This window comes from Hydrogenophaga soli, assembly GCF_054777695.1.
Window position 1 is genome coordinate 538,983 of the sequence record NZ_BAAHAK010000001.1, and the last position, 15,235, is coordinate 554,217.

Consider the following 15,235-nt stretch of genomic DNA (forward strand, 5'->3'; position numbering starts at 1 on the left):
GGTGATCGGGCGAGGCTAGCGTAAACCCTGATGTTTTTTGATGACAGCAGCGTTTCAGGCCGGTGAACCATTGTGCGCTGGGGCGCTCCCACCGGGTACACCGGGGTGCGCAAGCCCGGGTCATTTCCGTTCCATCCTGAAAGGACTGCACCCGCATGCCCCACGACGTCAGCCTGATCGCCACCATCGCCGCCGCCTTTGGCCTTGCCCTGGTGCTGGGCTACTTGGCCATGCGCCTGAAGATGCCGCCGCTGGTGGGCTACCTGCTGGCCGGGGTGATGGTGGGGCCGGCCACGCCGGGTTTTGTGGCCGACGTGGGTCTGGCGGGTCAGCTGGCCGAAATCGGGGTCATGTTGTTGATGTTCGGCGTGGGCCTGCATTTCTCCATGGACGACCTGATGGCGGTGCGCCGCATCGCCGTGCCCGGCGCGGTGGTGCAGATTGCCGTGGCCACGGCGCTGGGGACGGTGCTGGCGCAGGCGTGGGGCTGGAGCCTGGGCGCCGCGGTGGTGTTTGGGCTGTGCCTGTCGGTGGCCAGCACCGTGGTGCTGTTGCGGGCGCTGGAGGCACAGGGCATCCTGAAGTCCATCCACGGCCAGATTGCGGTGGGCTGGCTGGTGGTGGAAGACCTGGTCATGGTGCTGGTGCTGGTGTTGCTACCCGCGTTGGCAGGGGTGTTGTCGGGCGTGGGGTTGCCGGCCGGTGGACTGGGCATCACGGTCGCCATCACCCTGGCCAAGGTGGTGGCCTTCATCGTGTTGATGCTGCTGGTGGGGCGGCGCGTGTTGCCCAAGGTGCTGTGGTTGGTGGCCCGTACCGGCTCACGCGAACTGTTCACCCTGAGCGTGGTGGCCATTGCCGTGGGGGTGGCATTCGGGGCGGCCAAGCTGTTCGACGTGTCGTTTGCGCTGGGGGCCTTCTTCGCCGGGATGATGATGCGCGAGTCCGAGTTCAGCCACCGGGCCGCCGACGAGTCCCTGCCGCTGCGCGATGCCTTTGCGGTGCTGTTCTTTGTGTCGGTGGGCATGTTGTTCGACCCCGCGGTGCTCTGGACCCACCCCGGCAAGCTGCTGGCGGTGGTGGCCATTGTGGTGCTGGGCAAGACGCTGGCCGCCGTGGGCCTGGTGCTGCTGTTCCGCTACCCGCTGCACACCGGGCTGACGGTGGGGGCCAGCCTGGCGCAGATTGGCGAGTTCTCGTTCATCCTGGCCGGTCTGGGCGTGGGCCTGGGCCTGTTGCCTGCCGAAGGGCAGAGCCTGGTGCTGGCGGCTGCCCTGGTGTCCATCGCGGCCAACGCCTTGATGTTTGCCGCCATCGAGCCGGTTCACACCTGGCTGCTGGCCCACTGGGCTTGGGCCCGCCGCCTGCAGGACCGCGCAGACCGTCTGGCCGAACTGCCTGCATCCACCCCCGTGGAGCTTCTGAATCGCCCGGTGGTGCTGGTGGGGCACGGACGCGTGGGGCAGCGCCTGGCGCAGCACTTGCGGGAGGCGGGGTTGCCGCTGGTGGTGGTCGATCAAAACCGCGAGGTGGTGGAAGCCTTGCGCCAGGTGATGACGTTGGCCCGCACCCTGAACCCCGGTGTGTCGGTGATGGTGCGTGCTCGCAGCGACGAAGAGGCCGACCTGCTCCGCCAGGAGGGCGTGACCGCCGCGTGGGTGGCCGAACAGGAACTGGCCCGCAACATGGCCGACCATGTGCTGGCCCAGGTGGCCGCCAGGCGCTGACCGTTGGAGCGCCCGCCGGTGCGCCCTTCGCCCCGCTTCAAGGGGTGGGTGGGGCCACCGCAGGGGGAGCGCGGCGCAGCTCGCCCTGCAAATCGGTGCCGGGTGCCACGGTGTTGAACACGGTGCCAAATTTCTTCACGTTGTCGTGGAGCAGCTTGAGCCGCGGGTCCGGTTCGTCGGTGTCCACCTCAATCAGGTAACGAATGCTTTCCATGCGTGGGGGCACATCCTGGCGAACGCCGTCCACCGTCACGCTCACACCCCGCAGATCGAACTTCAAGATGGGGGCCACGCGCTCGATGCCCTTGATGATGCAAGCCGACAGCGCGGCCAGCAGCAGTTCAGCGGGGTTGAACGCATGGGGGTTGCCCGCCAGGTCGGTGTCCAGGGTGATGGTGGCTTGTTTGCAGGTGCTCTGGCTGGCATGGGCACTCAGGCGCACCGATTCCACATGGAAGCTCAGCTTGGTGGTGGGGGAGGCCGTCATGGATGCCCCCACTCAGCCGTTGCCATGGCTCAGCCACTGCTCGATCTTGTCGCGGCTGGGCACGCCACCGGCGTGCACCACCTTGCCATCGACGACCACGCCGGGCGTGCTCATCACCCCGTAGCCCATGATGGCGCGGAGGTCTTCCACCTTTTCCAACTGGACGGTCACCCCCTTGGCCTGCGCCACCTGGTCAATGAGGGCGATGGTGTTTTTGCAGTTGGCGCAGCCAGTGCCGAGTACCTTGATGTCCATGACAATCTCCAGTATGTTTAAAAACGATAGCAAACAATGACGTGTATAAAGCGGTAAAGATCAATAAGTCTTTGAATTTTGAGCTTCACTCTGGCTCCAGTTCCAGGTGGGTGCGGTGGGTCACAAGGCCTTCAGCAGGTTGCCGGTGTCGCCCACGCAGGCGTGCCCACCGGGGGCGAGCAGCAGGGGGCGGCGTTGCATCCATCGGTCTCCTGGAGGTCACAACACGGCGTTGAACACAAAGCCCACCAGCAGGATGCCGGTGGCCACCACGCCCACAAAGGTTGCAATGAGCCGCAGCTTCAGCACCTTGCGCAGGATGATCAGCTCGGGCAGCGAGAGCGCAATCACGCTCATCATGAAGGCCAGCACCGTGCCCAGCGCCGCGCCTTTGGCCAGCAAGGCCTGCACGATGGGAATGACCCCTGCCGCGTTGGTGTACAGCGGCACGCCCAGCAGCACCGCCAGGGGCACCGACCACCAGGCCTCTTTGCCCATGAAGCTGGCCATCAGGTCTTGGGGCGCATAGCCGTGGATGCCCGCGCCAATGGCGATGCCCGCCAGGATGTAGGGCCACACCTTGCCCACAATCTCTTTCACCGCGGCAAACCCGGCCTGCATCCGATCGGCCAAGGTGGTTTGGCCGGGGTCGAAGTCGGCGGACATCCTGGGCATGTCGCGCACCCAATCCTCCAGGTGGGCTTCCATCTTCAGACGGCCAATCACCCAGCCCGACACGATGGCCACGCTCAGGCCCAGCCCCAGGTACAGCAGTGCCACCTGCCAGCCAAACATGCCAAACAGCAGCGTCAGTGCCACCTCGTTGACCATGGGGGCCGAGATGAGGAAGGAAAACGTCACCCCCAGCGGCACCCCTGCCTGCACAAAGCCAATGAACAGCGGCACCGCCGAGCAACTGCAAAACGGGGTGACGATGCCCAGCGTGGCCGCCATCACATTCGCCAGCCCTTCGCTGCGCCCGGCCAGCAGGGCGCGGGTGCGCTCGGGCGTGAAATAGCTATTAACCATGCCCATGACGAACACCACGCCGGTCAGCAGCATCAGCACCTTGGGTGTGTCGTACAAGAAGAACTGCAACGCACCGCCCAGGTGGCTGTCACGTTCAACGGGCAGTTGGGCCACCAGCCATTCGGAGGTGGGCACCAGGGTTTGATACAGCCCCCACCACACGCTGGCCGCCAGCAGCAGGAAGGCGGTGGGGTGCCGCAGGTGCCAGCGCTGCGGAAGGGGTGGGGCCGGAAAGTCCGTGGGGGTGTTCATGGTGCTGAAGACGTTGTGCGCGTCAAAAGGATGCACCTTCGCCACCCTTTTGTCGCGCGGTTTCTTCCCCGAGGGCGGCTGACGCGTACCATCGGCCTCCCTCACCCAGACACAGGCCCCCCATGACCGATTGGAAACAGCAGCAAATGATCAAGGCCTCCGGCTGGCCGCTGGATCCTGCAAGTCTGGCAGCAGGGACCGATTTCAACGCTGCGCAAGAAGGTGGCCTGGTCCCGCTCACCTGGGCCTGCGAGCACGGCAAGGCGGGCTTGTTGCGGCACATGCTGAGCCTGGGGGCCAACCCGCAAGCCCACCCCTTGGGTGCTCAGGTGCTGCTGGCTTTGGGGGTTGAATCGGGCGACTACCAGGCGGTGATGTTGTTGATCGATCACCTGAAGGCAGCGGGCGAACCGGCTCCGGACGAAGCGCTGAGAAAACGCCTGACCCACACCTTCCGGGCCAGCCACACCAACGCCAAGAACCGCTTGCAGCAGACGCTGAAAGACTGGGACCGCCTGAGCAAAGGTGCGCCCCAGGCGGGCGCTCAGCGGGGCACGAAGTCGCTCACGCCGCCACCGGGCAAGGCCTGAATCTGGCAACCCTGCGTCATGGCCACGCGCAAGCGCTCGCGGGCGCGGCGCAACCGGGCCTTGGTGGCGGGCAGGCTCAGGCCGTGCTGGGTGGCGTAGTCTTGCTGGCGCACACCGTGCAGGTCGCACTGGCGGATGATGTCGGCATCGGTGGCCTCCAGTTCGCCCAACACCCGGCAGAGGCAGCCGGTGAGTTGGTCCACCACCGGGGTGGATTCGTCCGGCTGGGGCAACTGGTCCAGTTGTTCGGGGCTCCAGCCGTCCACCGGGGGCTGGCGTCGGTGGTGGTCGGTCAGGGTGTTGCGTGCCACCTCGAACAGCCAGGCCCGAGGGTGGTTCACGTCACAAAACGCCGGGCCTTGCCGCAGGGCCTCGAGGAACACGTCCTGCAGCAGATCGTGGGCGGTTTCACGGTCGGCCAACTGGCGTGCCAGCCAGCCGAGCACCTCACCCTGGTGCTGGCGCCAGGCTGAGATCAGGCAGGGGCTGGCGTCAGCGGATGCGCTGGCCTTGGGCATCGATGACCTGCTCGCCGTCTTCCTTGGCAAACGCACCCTGTTGGGGTTGCGGCAGGATGTCCAGCACCGCCTCGGACGGGCGGCACAAGCGGGTGCCCAGCGGCGTGACCACGATGGGGCGGTTGATCAGGATGGGCTGGGCCACCATGAAGTCCAGCAGCTGCTCATCGGTCCATTGCGGGTTGCCCAGGTCCAGCTCGGCATAGGGCGTGCCTTTTTCGCGCAGCAGGCCGCGCACGCCCTGGCCGTTGGCCGCCGCCATGTCGGCCAGTTGGGCTTGGGTGGGCGGGGTTTTGAGGTATTCAACCACCTCGGGCTCGACGCCGCTGTTGCGGATCAGGGCCAACACGTTGCGCGAGGTGCCGCACTTGGGGTTGTGGTAGATGGTGATTTTGCTCATGAAAAAATAGCAAACAGTTGAATCAAATCAAGCGATACCCCGTTCGTACCAGCCCTTGCTGCGGTTGACGATGGCCACCACCAGCAGCATCACCGGCACCTCGATCAGCACGCCCACCACCGTGGCCAGCGCCGCCCCGGAGTGAAAGCCGAACAGGCTGATGGCCGCGGCCACCGCCAGTTCAAAGAAGTTGCTGGCCCCGATCAGGGCCGACGGGCAGGCCACATTGTGCTGCTCGCCCAATTTGCGGTTGAGCCAGTAGGCCAGCGCCGAGTTGAAAAACACCTGGATCAGGATGGGCACGGCCAGCAGCGCAATCACCAGCGGCTGTTTCAGGATGGCTTCGCCCTGGAAGGCGAACAACAGCACCAGCGTCAGCAGCAGTGCGGTGATGGACCAGGGGCCGATGCGGTCCATGGCCGCGTCAAAGGCCGCCTGCCCCCGTGCCAGCAGCGCCTTGCGCAGCCACTGTGCCAGTGCCACGGGAATGACGATGTACAGCACCACCGAGGTCAGCAACGTGGCCCACGGCACGGTGATGGACGACACCCCCAGCAGCAGCGCCACCAGCGGCGCAAACGCCACCACCATGATGCTGTCGTTCAGCGCGACCTGGCTCAGGGTGAACAGCGGGTCACCCCGGGTCAGGCGGCTCCAGACGAACACCATGGCGGTGCAAGGTGCGGCGGCCAGCAGGATCAGCCCGGCGATGTAGCTGTCCAACTGGTCGGCGGGCAGCAGCGGTGCAAACAGGTGGCGGATGAACAGCCAGCCCAGCAGCGCCATGGAAAACGGTTTGACCAGCCAGTTGACGAACAGCGTCACGCCAATGCCCTTGACGTGTTTGCGCACCTCGCCCAGCGCGCCAAAGTCCACCTTCACCAGCATGGGGATGACCATGACCCAGATCAGCAGCCCCACCGGCAGGTTGACCTGCGCCACCTCCATGCGGCCCACGGCCTGGAACAGCTCCGGGGCCAGTTGCCCGGCCCCAATGCCCGCCACGATGCACAGGAACACCCAGAGGGTGAGGTAACGTTCAAACAGGTTCATGGCGTCAACTCTTCGCCAGTTCGCGGGCGGTGGTTTGCAGCAGGGCCTTTTCCAGCTTGTCGGCGGGCAGGCTCAGCATCAGCTCCAGGCGGCGGCGCATGGCGTAAAGGGTGCTGCGAAACGCCTCCAGCTTCTCGGCATCGCTGCCTGTGCCTTCCGAGGGATCGGCATATCCCCAGTGGGCCGTGGCGGGGTGGCCAGGCCAGACGGGGCAGACCTCACCCGCGGCGTTGTCACACACGGTGATGATCAGGTCCATGTGGGGCGCGTCGGGGCCGGAGAACGCGTCCCAGCTTTTGCTGTGCAGGCCATCGGTGGAAATGGCCGCGGTTTGCAGCACCTGCAAGCCCAAGGGGTTGGGTTGCTGGTTCTCACGCGGGCTGCTGCCCGCTGAGTAGGCCTTGAAGCGGCCCTTGCCCAGGTGGTTGAGCAGGGCTTCGGCCAGGATGCTGCGGGCCGAGTTGTGGGTGCACAGAAACAGCACGTTCAGGGGTTGGGGTGTGGTCATGGAAGGCTTTCAGCAGCAAGACGTTTTGGAGGAGCCGCCGCCACAGCAGCCAGACGCAGCCTGGGCCGGGGCACAGCAAGAGGCTGCCGGTGCTGCAGCACCCGCAGCTGCGGGCACACAGCAACCGCCTTGGGCGGGCTGTTCATTGAACACGGGAATGTTTTCCAACGTGTGAAAGTGCTCCCACGCCACGCCTTGGGGGTCGGTGATCCAGTGCTTTTCGCTGCGGGCGTAGCAGCAGGTGGTGGCCCCTTCGTCCAGCAAGGCCATGTCGGCCGTTTGGGCACGGGCCTTCAGGTCGGCCAGCTCGGCTGCGTTGTCCACCTGGAAGCCCAGGTGGTCCAGCCCCGGCTTCTGGCCCCGTGTGGAAATGGCGAAGTTGATGCGTGGGTCGTCCAGCATCCACTTGGCGTAGTCGGTTTCCACTCGGGTGGGTTGAGCCGCAAACAGCTGGGAATAAAAAGCAATGCTGTGGGCCAGGTCGGTGACGTGCAGGTGGACGTGGAAGCGTTTCATGGCGAGGTTCCTTCAAAGGGGCAGGGAAGAGGGTGGGGGGCTGACTCAACAGGCGCACGGTGGCGCGGCGTTGGCGTCGCAAGGCTGGCCTTGGCAGCAGTTCTGGGTGAGGTAGGCCAGCAGGGCGTTCATGCGTTCGAACGAGGCGCGGTACACCAGGTTGCGGCCCTGGCGCTCCTGGCTGACCAGCCCCGCGTGGCTCAACTCCTTCAGGTGGAAAGACAGGGCGTTGGGCGGCACGCTCAGTTGGGTGGACAGGTCACCAGGGGTCAGCCCATCCGGACCAGCCACCACCAGGGCGCGGAACACGCGCAGGCGCACGTCTTGGGCCAGGGCCGCCAGTGAGCGGACAACATCGGTTTCGTTCATGCATCAATATTACAACAAAAGTTGAATTATTGAAGTGATGGAGCCAAAACAAACGCCCCGGTGGTCCAGCCAGCGGGGCGTTGTGGAGAGGCAAAGGGCCTGGTGGCTTACTTGACGCCCAGCAGCAGCTTCACGTCGGCGTTGTTGGGCAGGGCGTAGTCGTGGCCCTTGAGGATTTGGCCCGACTCGGTGTTGACCAGCTTGATGCTGACATAGGTGGCGTTGGCCGCTGCGGAATAGGTGCCCACAAGCACCACCCCCGCGTTGTGCACCTTGGCGATGTCTTTGAGCTCGCGCGACAGCATCAGCTCACCGGTGGTTTCGCGCACGAACACGTCGCCACGCAGCTTCAGTTCCTTGACCAGCAGGCCGCGAGACACCATGTAAGACGCGTACTGCTCAGACAGGGTGCGACCCAGCGGGGCGGTTTTGCGCAGGTCGTTCACGTTGACCACCGTGGCCACCAGCATGGGCGTGGTGGACAGGGCTTGCAGGTCCATGCCCGTCAACAGCGCGTTGATGGCGTCGCGGTTGGCCGCCACGAAGGGGCTGGCTTTGGCTTCTTCGTAGGTGGGTTCGGGCTTGGTGTAAACGCCGTTCTGGTTGGTGGAACAGGCGCTCAGCAAGGCGGTGCAGGCCAGCGCAACGGGCAGGACCACGCGGGAAAGGGTGGGGAGCATCATTGGTTCACCACCTTCATGGCTTTGAACTCGGGCGCGGTTTTGAACAGCGAGGCATCCGCGTCTTCGATGTAGTAAACGTCGGTCTTGCGCGACAGGATTTGGTCGGGCGTGCCAGCCGTGGTGGTCAGCACCAGTTCGGTGTGGGTGGGGCCGCCGGAATTGACGCTGGCGGCGTAGTCGGCAATGCCTGCAACACCCAGTGCACCCACCATCTTGGTGTCGATGTGTTGGTTGCGCAGGCCATAGACCACGCCCACACCTGCCGTCAGCATGGTGTAGATGCCGGGAATGAAATGGGGGCGTGCACTCTTGTGTTCGACCAATTGAACGGTGTAGCTGACCTGAACCACGTTCTGGGCGCTGAGGGCCACGCGGCGGCCGGAGCGCACCAGTTCGGTGGTGAGCATCTCGTGGAAGACCTTGTCAAAGCCGGAGCTTTTTTCAGGAGGCACCACGGCCAAGCGGGCGTTGCTGGCCACACCCGCGTCGTCCAGCAGCTTGAGGGTTTCCTTGACTGCGTCGCGCGAAACCACTTGCCAATGGCCTGCCGAGCGAACTTTCTTCTGTTCGGTCAGGTCGAAGTTGCCAGAGACGGGAATGGGAGACTGAGCACACCCGCCAAGCATCACCATCAGCAGCGTTGCGCTGCCACCTGTCAGGAATGATCGTTTCAAAGGGGTACTCCTTGTGCACCGTGGGGTGAATACATGCTGTCTCTGGGTGCGTCGAGCCAAGCTACTCAAATTATGGCCGATAGGTTGTTGATCCGGTTGGGAAAACACCTTGGGTGTCACCTTGCCGCCACGCTTGTGATGGCGTGGATGGCGGATCAGTAGCCCATCAACTCCTTGTCGCCCTTTTTTCCGCTGATTTGCCAGGCGGTGCGCTGGTTGACCAGGCGGGCCAAAAATTCCAGTTCTTCGTCCGTGTGGTTGATGGCCTTGGCGGGGGTCAGCACCACTTCGGATTCCTCGCGTCGGTCGGCCCAGAAGGCCTGGTGGTATTCCGTTTGTGATGTGCGCCGGTCGGCGTTGGTGGCGAGGTCCACCGTGCCGTAACAGTTGCACAGGTAGCTGCGGTTGTCCTGGTTGGCAAAAATCTCGGTGTAGACCCCGGTGCCGCGGATGCCGGCGGTCAGGGTGGGGGTGGTGATGCGTCGCGGGGTGCCTCGCCCCCACACGCTGACCACCGCACCCGTCAGCAGGCGGAGCACGCTCACCACGTTGAGGCTGCTGCCGCGCTCAACCACCAGTCGGGAGTTTTGTCGAACATGGAAGGCCGCATTGCCCACCACAAACACCAACCGAGACTGCGGCCCGGTTTCCACCACATCGCCCGTCTGCACCGATTGAGTCAGGTGCAGTTTGCTGCCGTTGAGGGTGGCGTCGCCTTCCAGCTCCACGATGTTGCTGCGTTGCTGGGCTTGAGCACTCAGCCATCCGCCACTGGCCACCCAAGCGGCCGCGGCTTGCATGGCGTGTCGGCGTTGGAACCACAGCAACTCGGTTTCGGTGCGGCCAGAAAGGGTGTGTTGGTGCATGGGGGACGTCAAAAAAGGGTCAGGCCGCCGATTCTGGTGACTCGGCAGGGTCTGTCAAGAAGCTGTCGTCAAAACTGAAGTGAATGGACGAGAAAAACATGGCCGCCATCACGAGGATGACCGGAAACACCAGGGCCGCGGCCATGCCGGTTTCGCCGAGGGCGGCGACCACCACGCTGATCAGCACCGCCCCGATGACGAACACCCCGGTCCACCCGAGCATGTACACCGCCAGGGCGGCCTTGTTCTGCCAGCACCCCAGCAGGCTGAAAAACAGGCTTTTGACCGGTGCCACGCCATGCCAGTGCACCAGGGCCGGGGCATGCCAGAACAGGGCCGACAGCAGGGTGTACCCTGCCAGGCCCACCCAGGCGGCGGCTTCCACCGCGGGGTCGTTGAGTTGTTCTTCGCCCAGACCGGTGCTGCCCATGTAGGCCTGCGCGAACTGACCGCCATCGACCAGGGCCGTGAGCCCCAGCATCAGCAACACACCCGCCACGTACAGGGCCCCCAGCACCCCCATGGCCAACGCCCGTTCACGGCCTGCGGCAAAGGCGGCCCCCAACACATGGGGCATGGGAAAGCGGCCCTGTTCGGACAGGCGGGCCGCCGTCATCAGGCCCAGGGTGGCTGCGGGCACCAGGCCCAGGGCCAGCACCTTGCCCACCACCGGCACGAACATGAGCACCGTCACCAGACCCATGAACATCAGGAACAGTCCACTCATGGCCAGCGGTTGTCGCCAGAAGGTGCGCATGCCTTGGCGGACCCAGGTCAGCCCTCTGAGGGCGGGAACGCGGTTGAGTTTCATGCGGTGCTCAGCCCCGAATCCATTGCGCGTGGTCGGCGGCGTGTTGCACACGCTGGCGCAGCACCCGCTCGAAGTGGGTGGGGTCGTGCGGCTGAAGCATGGAGGCTTCGCGGGGCAGGTGCCAGTCCCACAGGCGCGAGGTCCAAAAGCGCAAGGCCCCGGCCCGCAGCATGGCGGGCAGTAGTTCGCGCTCCGGCCCGGTCAGGGGGCGCTCGGACTGGTAGGCGTCCAGCATGGCTTGGGCGCGGGGGGCGTCGTGGGTGCCGGTGGGCAGGTCAATGCACCAGTCGTTCAGGCACACGGCCAGGTCGAACAAAAAGGTGTCCACCCCGGCAAAGTAGAAGTCGAAGAAGCCGGTGAGGGTCTCGCCCTCGAACATCACGTTGTCGCGGAACAGGTCGGCATGGACCGGGCCGCGGGGCAGGGCGGCGTAGGTCGGGCTGGCGGCCACATGGTTCTGGTAGGCCAGTTCGGCGCGGATGAGGTCGGCCTGGGCGGGCTCCAGATGCGGCAGCACCACGGGCACGGTGTCGTTCCACCAGGCCAGGCCGCGCAGGTTGGGCTGGCTGCGGTCGTAGTCCTGTCCGGCCAGGTGCATGCGGGCCAGCATGGCCCCCACCGCGGCGCAATGCACCTCTTGGGGAGCCAGCTGGCTTTTGCCGCGCAGCTTGTTGACCACCGCCGTGGGTTTGTTCTTGAGCTTGTGCAGGATGTTGCCCTTGCCGTCAGCCGCCGGGTCGGGCACCGGGATGCCTTTGCCGGCCAGGTGCTTCATCAGGTGCAGGTAGAACGGCAGCTGTTCGAAGCTCAGGCGTTCAAACAGGGTCAGCACGTGTTCGGTCGGGGAGCCGTCCAGCTCGGTGGTGACGAAGTAGTTGGTGTTTTCAATGCCACCCACAATGCCGTGAAGGTGGGTGACGGTGCCCAGCCCCAGCTTGTTCATCAGCGGGTTGACGTCGGCGGGCGTGACGGGGGTGAAGACGGCCATGGTGTTCGCGTGGCTCCGGCTCGCGGTGGCCGGGCAGAGGGAGGGCGGCGTGGAGAAAGGAAAACGCGGTTGGCGTTGGCGAAACGGTGAAAGGCTGGGCTGACCGCTGGGGCTCAGAAGCTCAGCACGCGCCAGCTGCTGCGTCCGGCACCGCCGGGTTGACCTGTGCGTTCGGATGCCGAGGTGGCCGGGCCTTGCACCTGGCTGGGCTGGATCTGGTAGGCGGGCAGGCCGGACTTGGTCTGCACCTCGATCTGGCGGGTCACCCCGCCCACGCGGGTTTCTTCCACACGGCTGCCACCGTCTTCCACCACGATGTGTTCCACCTTGGGGGTGGCGCGTTCGGCGCTCAGTTCGGGTGTGGCGGGGGCCGGGGCGGTCTGTGCCAGGCTCAGGCCGCAGGCGGTGCTCAGGGCCAGGATGAGCGCGGGGCGAATGGCGCGGGCCAACGCGCGGGCAGGGGTGTCTTGGGGCATGCCACATTGTAAGGAGGGCCTGCCGCACAATGCCGGGCATGAGCGAGAAGAAAACCCTGCTGCTGGTCGACGGTTCCAGCTACCTGTACCGTGCCTTTCATGCCATGCCCGACCTGCGGGCTGTGGCTGGAGACCCCTCCAGCGCCCCCACCGGGGCCATTCGCGGCATGGTCAACATGCTGCAAAGCCTGCGCAAGGAAGTGCCTGCCGGGCATGTGGCCTGCGTGTTCGACGCCTCCGGCCCCACCTTCCGTGACGCGCTGTACCCCGATTACAAGGCCCACCGCGCCCCCATGCCCGATGACCTGCGGGCGCAGATTGCCCCCATCCACCGCGTGGTGCAGCTGCTGGGCTGGACGGTGCTGAACGTGCCCGAGGTGGAGGCTGACGACGTGATTGGCACCCTCGCGGTGGCCGGAGAGCGGCAGGGCTTTGACGTGGTGATTTCCAGCGGCGACAAGGACCTGGCGCAGCTGGTGACCGAGCGCATCACCATCATCGACACCATGAACGGCAAGCGCCGCGACCTGGCCGGGGTGGAGGCCGAATTCGGCGTGCCCGCAAGGCTGATGATCGACTTCCAGACCCTGGTGGGCGACGCCGTGGACAACGTGCCCGGCGTGCCCAAGGTGGGCCCCAAGACCGCCGCCAAGTGGTTGCAGGAATACGGCAGCCTGGACGCGCTGGTGGCCCGGGCGGGCGAGGTCAAGGGCGTGGCGGGTGAGAACCTGCGCAACGCCCTGGACTGGCTGCCCACCGGGCGGCAGTTGGTGACCATCAAGACCGACTGCGACCTGGACGGCCATGTGCCGGGCCTGCCCGCCCTCGACGCCATCGCCGTGAAGCCCGAGGACGACGGTGGTCTGGCCGACTTTTATGCCGAGTTCGGCTTCAAAGGCCTGGCCCGCTCGCTGACCGAACGCGCCAAGCCGACCGCGCCTGCCCGCAGCGGGACCGCATCCAACGCCGCCCCCGCGGCGGGCGGCACGGGCGACTTGTTTGGCGAACCGCCGGAAGACACCCAGGCCGAGCCGCCAGCCAGCCCCGCACCCACAGCCACGCCCGTGAAGGTGGACACCGTGACCGACTGGCCCACCTTCGACGCCTGGCTGGCCCGCGTCGAAGCGGCGGAACTCACCGCGCTGGACACCGAAACCACCTCGCTCGACGAGATGGTGGCCCAGGTGGTGGGCATCAGCCTGTGTGTGGAGCCCGGGCGCGCCGCCTACATCCCGCTGGCGCACAACGGCCCCGACGTGGCCCAGCCCGGCGGCGAAGGCGTGCAGCAACTGCCCGCCGACGAGGTGCTGGCCCGCCTCAAACCCTGGCTGGAAAACCCCGCGGCCCCCAAGCTGGGCCAGCACATCAAGTACGACCGGCATGTGCTGGCCAACCACGGCATAGAAGTGCAGGGCTACACCCACGACACCATGCTGCAAAGCTACGTGCTGGAGGTGCACAAGCCCCACAACCTGTCCAGCCTGGCGCTGCGCCACCTGGGGCGCGACGGCATCGGCTACGAAGACCTGTGTGGCAAAGGGGCACACCAGATTCCGTTTGCCCAGGTGGAGGTGGCCAAGGCCGCTGAATACGCCGCCGAAGACGCCGAGCAAACCCTGGCCGTGCACCGCGTGTTGTGGCCTCAAATTCTCAAGGAAAAATCGGCTATTGCGCTTTCAGAAAAAGCGCAAGTAGCTATTAATAATGTAGCAAATGGCCCCGCGCCCAGCGCCGATGCCGCGGCGCACGGGCTGGACTTCATCTACCGCCTGGAAATCGCCAGCAGCGAGGTGCTGTACCGCATCGAGCGCAACGGCGTGCTGATCGACGCGCCCACCCTGGCCGCCCAAAGCCACGAGCTGGGCCAGCGCATCGTGCAGCTGGAGCAGGACGCCTACGCCATTGCCGGGCAGCCCTTCAACCTGGCCAGCCCCAAGCAGCTGGGCGAAATCTTCTTTGACAAGCTGGGCATGCCGGTGGTCAAGAAAACCGCCACCGGTGCCCGCAGCACCGACGAGGAGGTGCTGGAAAAACTGGCCGAGGACTACCCGCTGCCCGCCAAGCTGCTGGAGCACCGCAGCTTGAGCAAGCTCAAAGGCACCTACACCGACAAGCTGGCCCAGTTGGCCAACCCCCGCACGGGCCGGGTACACACCCACTACGCCCAGGCGGTGGCGGTGACGGGGCGCCTGTCCAGCAACGACCCCAACCTGCAGAACATTCCCGTTCGCACCCCCGAAGGCCGCCGCGTGCGCGAGGCCTTCGTGGCCCCGCCGGGCTGCGTGATCGCCAGCGCCGATTACAGTCAGATCGAGCTGCGCATCATGGCCCATCTCAGCAACGACCCGGCGCTGCTCAAGGCCTTTGCCGACGGGCTGGACGTGCACCGGGCCACCGCCGCCGAGGTGTTCGGGGTGGCGCTGGACCAGGTGACGCCCGAGCAGCGGCGCTACGCCAAGACCATCAACTTCGGCCTGATCTACGGCATGAGCAGTTTTGGCCTGGCCAAAGCGTTGTCCATCGACAACACCGCGGCCAAGAACTACATCCAGCGCTACTTCGAGCGGTTTGCCGGCGTCAAGCAGTACATGGACGACACCCGCGCCCAGGCCAAGGCCCAGGGGCACGTGGAAACCGTGTTCGGGCGGCGGCTGGTGCTGCCCGAAATCAACAGCCCCAACGGCCCCCGGCGGGCGGGGGCCGAGCGCGCCGCCATCAACGCACCGATGCAGGGCACGGCGGCCGATCTCATCAAACTCAGCATGGTGGCGGTGCAAAAAGCCCTGGATGGGGGCACAAATGGGCCAGCCCGGGGCACGCGAATGATCATGCAGGTGCATGACGAACTGGTGTTCGAGGTGCCGCTGGCCGAGGTGGACTGGGTGAAAACCGAGGTGCCCCGCCTCATGGCCGGGGTGGCTGCGCTCAAGGTGCCACTGCTGGCCGAGGTGGGCGTGGGCCCCACCTGGGAGCAGGCGCACTGAGCGTGGGCAGGGCCGCCGGGGCCAGTGCTTTTCCGGGCGGTTTGTCAAT

At 65.6% G+C, this 15,235-nt stretch carries 18 protein-coding genes; 3 read left to right on the forward strand and 15 right to left on the reverse strand.

Going from position 1 to position 15,235, the window contains the following annotated elements; translation table 11 throughout:
• Window positions 1–155 precede the first annotated feature (155 nt).
• Entirely contained in the window at window positions 156–1,727 is a 1,572-nt protein-coding gene (locus ACYVB7_RS02440; protein ID WP_460504958.1) for a cation:proton antiporter domain-containing protein, read from the forward strand.
• A 37-nt stretch (window positions 1,728–1,764) separates the two neighbouring features.
• Here the strand turns inward: ACYVB7_RS02440 and ACYVB7_RS02445 are convergent, their stop codons facing one another.
• The 3 genes from ACYVB7_RS02445 to ACYVB7_RS02455 form a co-directional block, all read right to left on the reverse strand.
• Complete coding sequence (locus tag ACYVB7_RS02445; RefSeq protein ID WP_460504959.1) at window positions 1,765–2,214, reverse strand: OsmC family protein; 450 nt, start codon at window positions 2,212–2,214, stop codon at window positions 1,765–1,767.
• Between the two features lie 12 nt (window positions 2,215–2,226).
• Window positions 2,227–2,469 carry a thioredoxin family protein gene (locus ACYVB7_RS02450; protein WP_460504960.1) on the reverse strand — a complete coding sequence of 81 codons (243 nt, stop codon included), beginning with the start codon at window positions 2,467–2,469 and terminating at the stop codon, window positions 2,227–2,229.
• 219 nt (window positions 2,470–2,688) lie between these two features.
• The gene (locus ACYVB7_RS02455) at window positions 2,689–3,750 is read right to left on the reverse strand and encodes a permease (protein WP_460504961.1); all 1,062 of its coding nucleotides are present in this window, start codon (window positions 3,748–3,750) and stop codon (window positions 2,689–2,691) included.
• Window positions 3,751–3,872: 122 nt separating this feature from the next.
• On the opposite strand from ACYVB7_RS02455, the gene ACYVB7_RS02460 reads away from it, so the two are divergent.
• The gene (locus tag ACYVB7_RS02460) at window positions 3,873–4,340 is read left to right on the forward strand and encodes a hypothetical protein (RefSeq protein ID WP_460504962.1); all 468 of its coding nucleotides are present in this window, start codon (window positions 3,873–3,875) and stop codon (window positions 4,338–4,340) included.
• On the opposite strand, the gene ACYVB7_RS02465 is transcribed toward ACYVB7_RS02460, so the two are convergent.
• The 12 genes from ACYVB7_RS02465 to ACYVB7_RS02520 form a co-directional block, all read right to left on the reverse strand.
• Window positions 4,295–4,858, reverse strand: a complete 564-nt coding sequence (locus ACYVB7_RS02465; RefSeq protein WP_460504963.1) for a sigma-70 family RNA polymerase sigma factor — start codon at window positions 4,856–4,858, stop codon at window positions 4,295–4,297. The two genes, ACYVB7_RS02460 and ACYVB7_RS02465, sit on opposite strands and share 46 nt — an antisense overlap.
• Window positions 4,833–5,258, reverse strand: coding sequence for a thioredoxin domain-containing protein (gene arsC, locus ACYVB7_RS02470; RefSeq protein WP_460504964.1), 426 nt, complete (start codon window positions 5,256–5,258; stop codon window positions 4,833–4,835). The genes ACYVB7_RS02465 and arsC overlap by 26 nt, the downstream gene beginning before the upstream one ends.
• Window positions 5,259–5,285: 27 nt before the next feature.
• A complete protein-coding gene (gene arsB / locus ACYVB7_RS02475; protein ID WP_460504965.1) occupies window positions 5,286–6,311 on the reverse strand; it encodes an arsenic resistance protein in 1,026 nt (341 codons plus the stop codon).
• Between the two features lie 4 nt (window positions 6,312–6,315).
• On the reverse strand, window positions 6,316–6,819 hold the full coding sequence (locus ACYVB7_RS02480) for an arsenate reductase ArsC (protein WP_460504966.1): 504 nt from the start codon (window positions 6,817–6,819) through the stop codon (window positions 6,316–6,318).
• A 9-nt stretch (window positions 6,820–6,828) separates the two neighbouring features.
• Entirely contained in the window at window positions 6,829–7,335 is a 507-nt protein-coding gene (locus ACYVB7_RS02485; RefSeq protein ID WP_460504967.1) for a glyoxalase/bleomycin resistance/dioxygenase family protein, read from the reverse strand.
• Between the two features lie 45 nt (window positions 7,336–7,380).
• The gene (locus ACYVB7_RS02490; protein ID WP_460504968.1) at window positions 7,381–7,704 is read right to left on the reverse strand and encodes an ArsR/SmtB family transcription factor; all 324 of its coding nucleotides are present in this window, start codon (window positions 7,702–7,704) and stop codon (window positions 7,381–7,383) included.
• A gap of 107 nt (window positions 7,705–7,811) precedes the next feature.
• Entirely contained in the window at window positions 7,812–8,384 is a 573-nt protein-coding gene (locus ACYVB7_RS02495; RefSeq protein ID WP_460504969.1) for a FlgO family outer membrane protein, read from the reverse strand.
• Window positions 8,384–9,061 (reverse strand): hypothetical protein, encoded by a 678-nt coding sequence (locus tag ACYVB7_RS02500; protein WP_460504970.1) that lies wholly within the window; start codon window positions 9,059–9,061, stop codon window positions 8,384–8,386. The genes ACYVB7_RS02495 and ACYVB7_RS02500 overlap by 1 nt, the downstream gene beginning before the upstream one ends.
• A 155-nt stretch (window positions 9,062–9,216) precedes the next feature.
• Window positions 9,217–9,927, reverse strand: a complete 711-nt coding sequence (locus tag ACYVB7_RS02505) for a FecR family protein (RefSeq protein WP_460504971.1) — start codon at window positions 9,925–9,927, stop codon at window positions 9,217–9,219.
• Window positions 9,928–9,946: 19 nt separating this feature from the next.
• Window positions 9,947–10,738: a BPSS1780 family membrane protein gene (locus ACYVB7_RS02510; RefSeq protein WP_460504972.1), complete on the reverse strand. Its 792-nt coding sequence runs from the start codon at window positions 10,736–10,738 to the stop codon at window positions 9,947–9,949.
• Window positions 10,739–10,745: 7 nt separating this feature from the next.
• Window positions 10,746–11,726, reverse strand: a complete 981-nt coding sequence (locus ACYVB7_RS02515; protein WP_460504973.1) for a homoserine kinase — start codon at window positions 11,724–11,726, stop codon at window positions 10,746–10,748.
• 113 nt (window positions 11,727–11,839) lie between these two features.
• Entirely contained in the window at window positions 11,840–12,202 is a 363-nt protein-coding gene (locus ACYVB7_RS02520; protein ID WP_460504974.1) for a hypothetical protein, read from the reverse strand.
• A gap of 38 nt (window positions 12,203–12,240) precedes the next feature.
• On the opposite strand from ACYVB7_RS02520, the gene polA reads away from it, so the two are divergent.
• Window positions 12,241–15,186: a DNA polymerase I gene (gene polA, locus ACYVB7_RS02525; protein WP_460504975.1), complete on the forward strand. Its 2,946-nt coding sequence runs from the start codon at window positions 12,241–12,243 to the stop codon at window positions 15,184–15,186.
• Window positions 15,187–15,235: the final 49 nt, after the last annotated feature.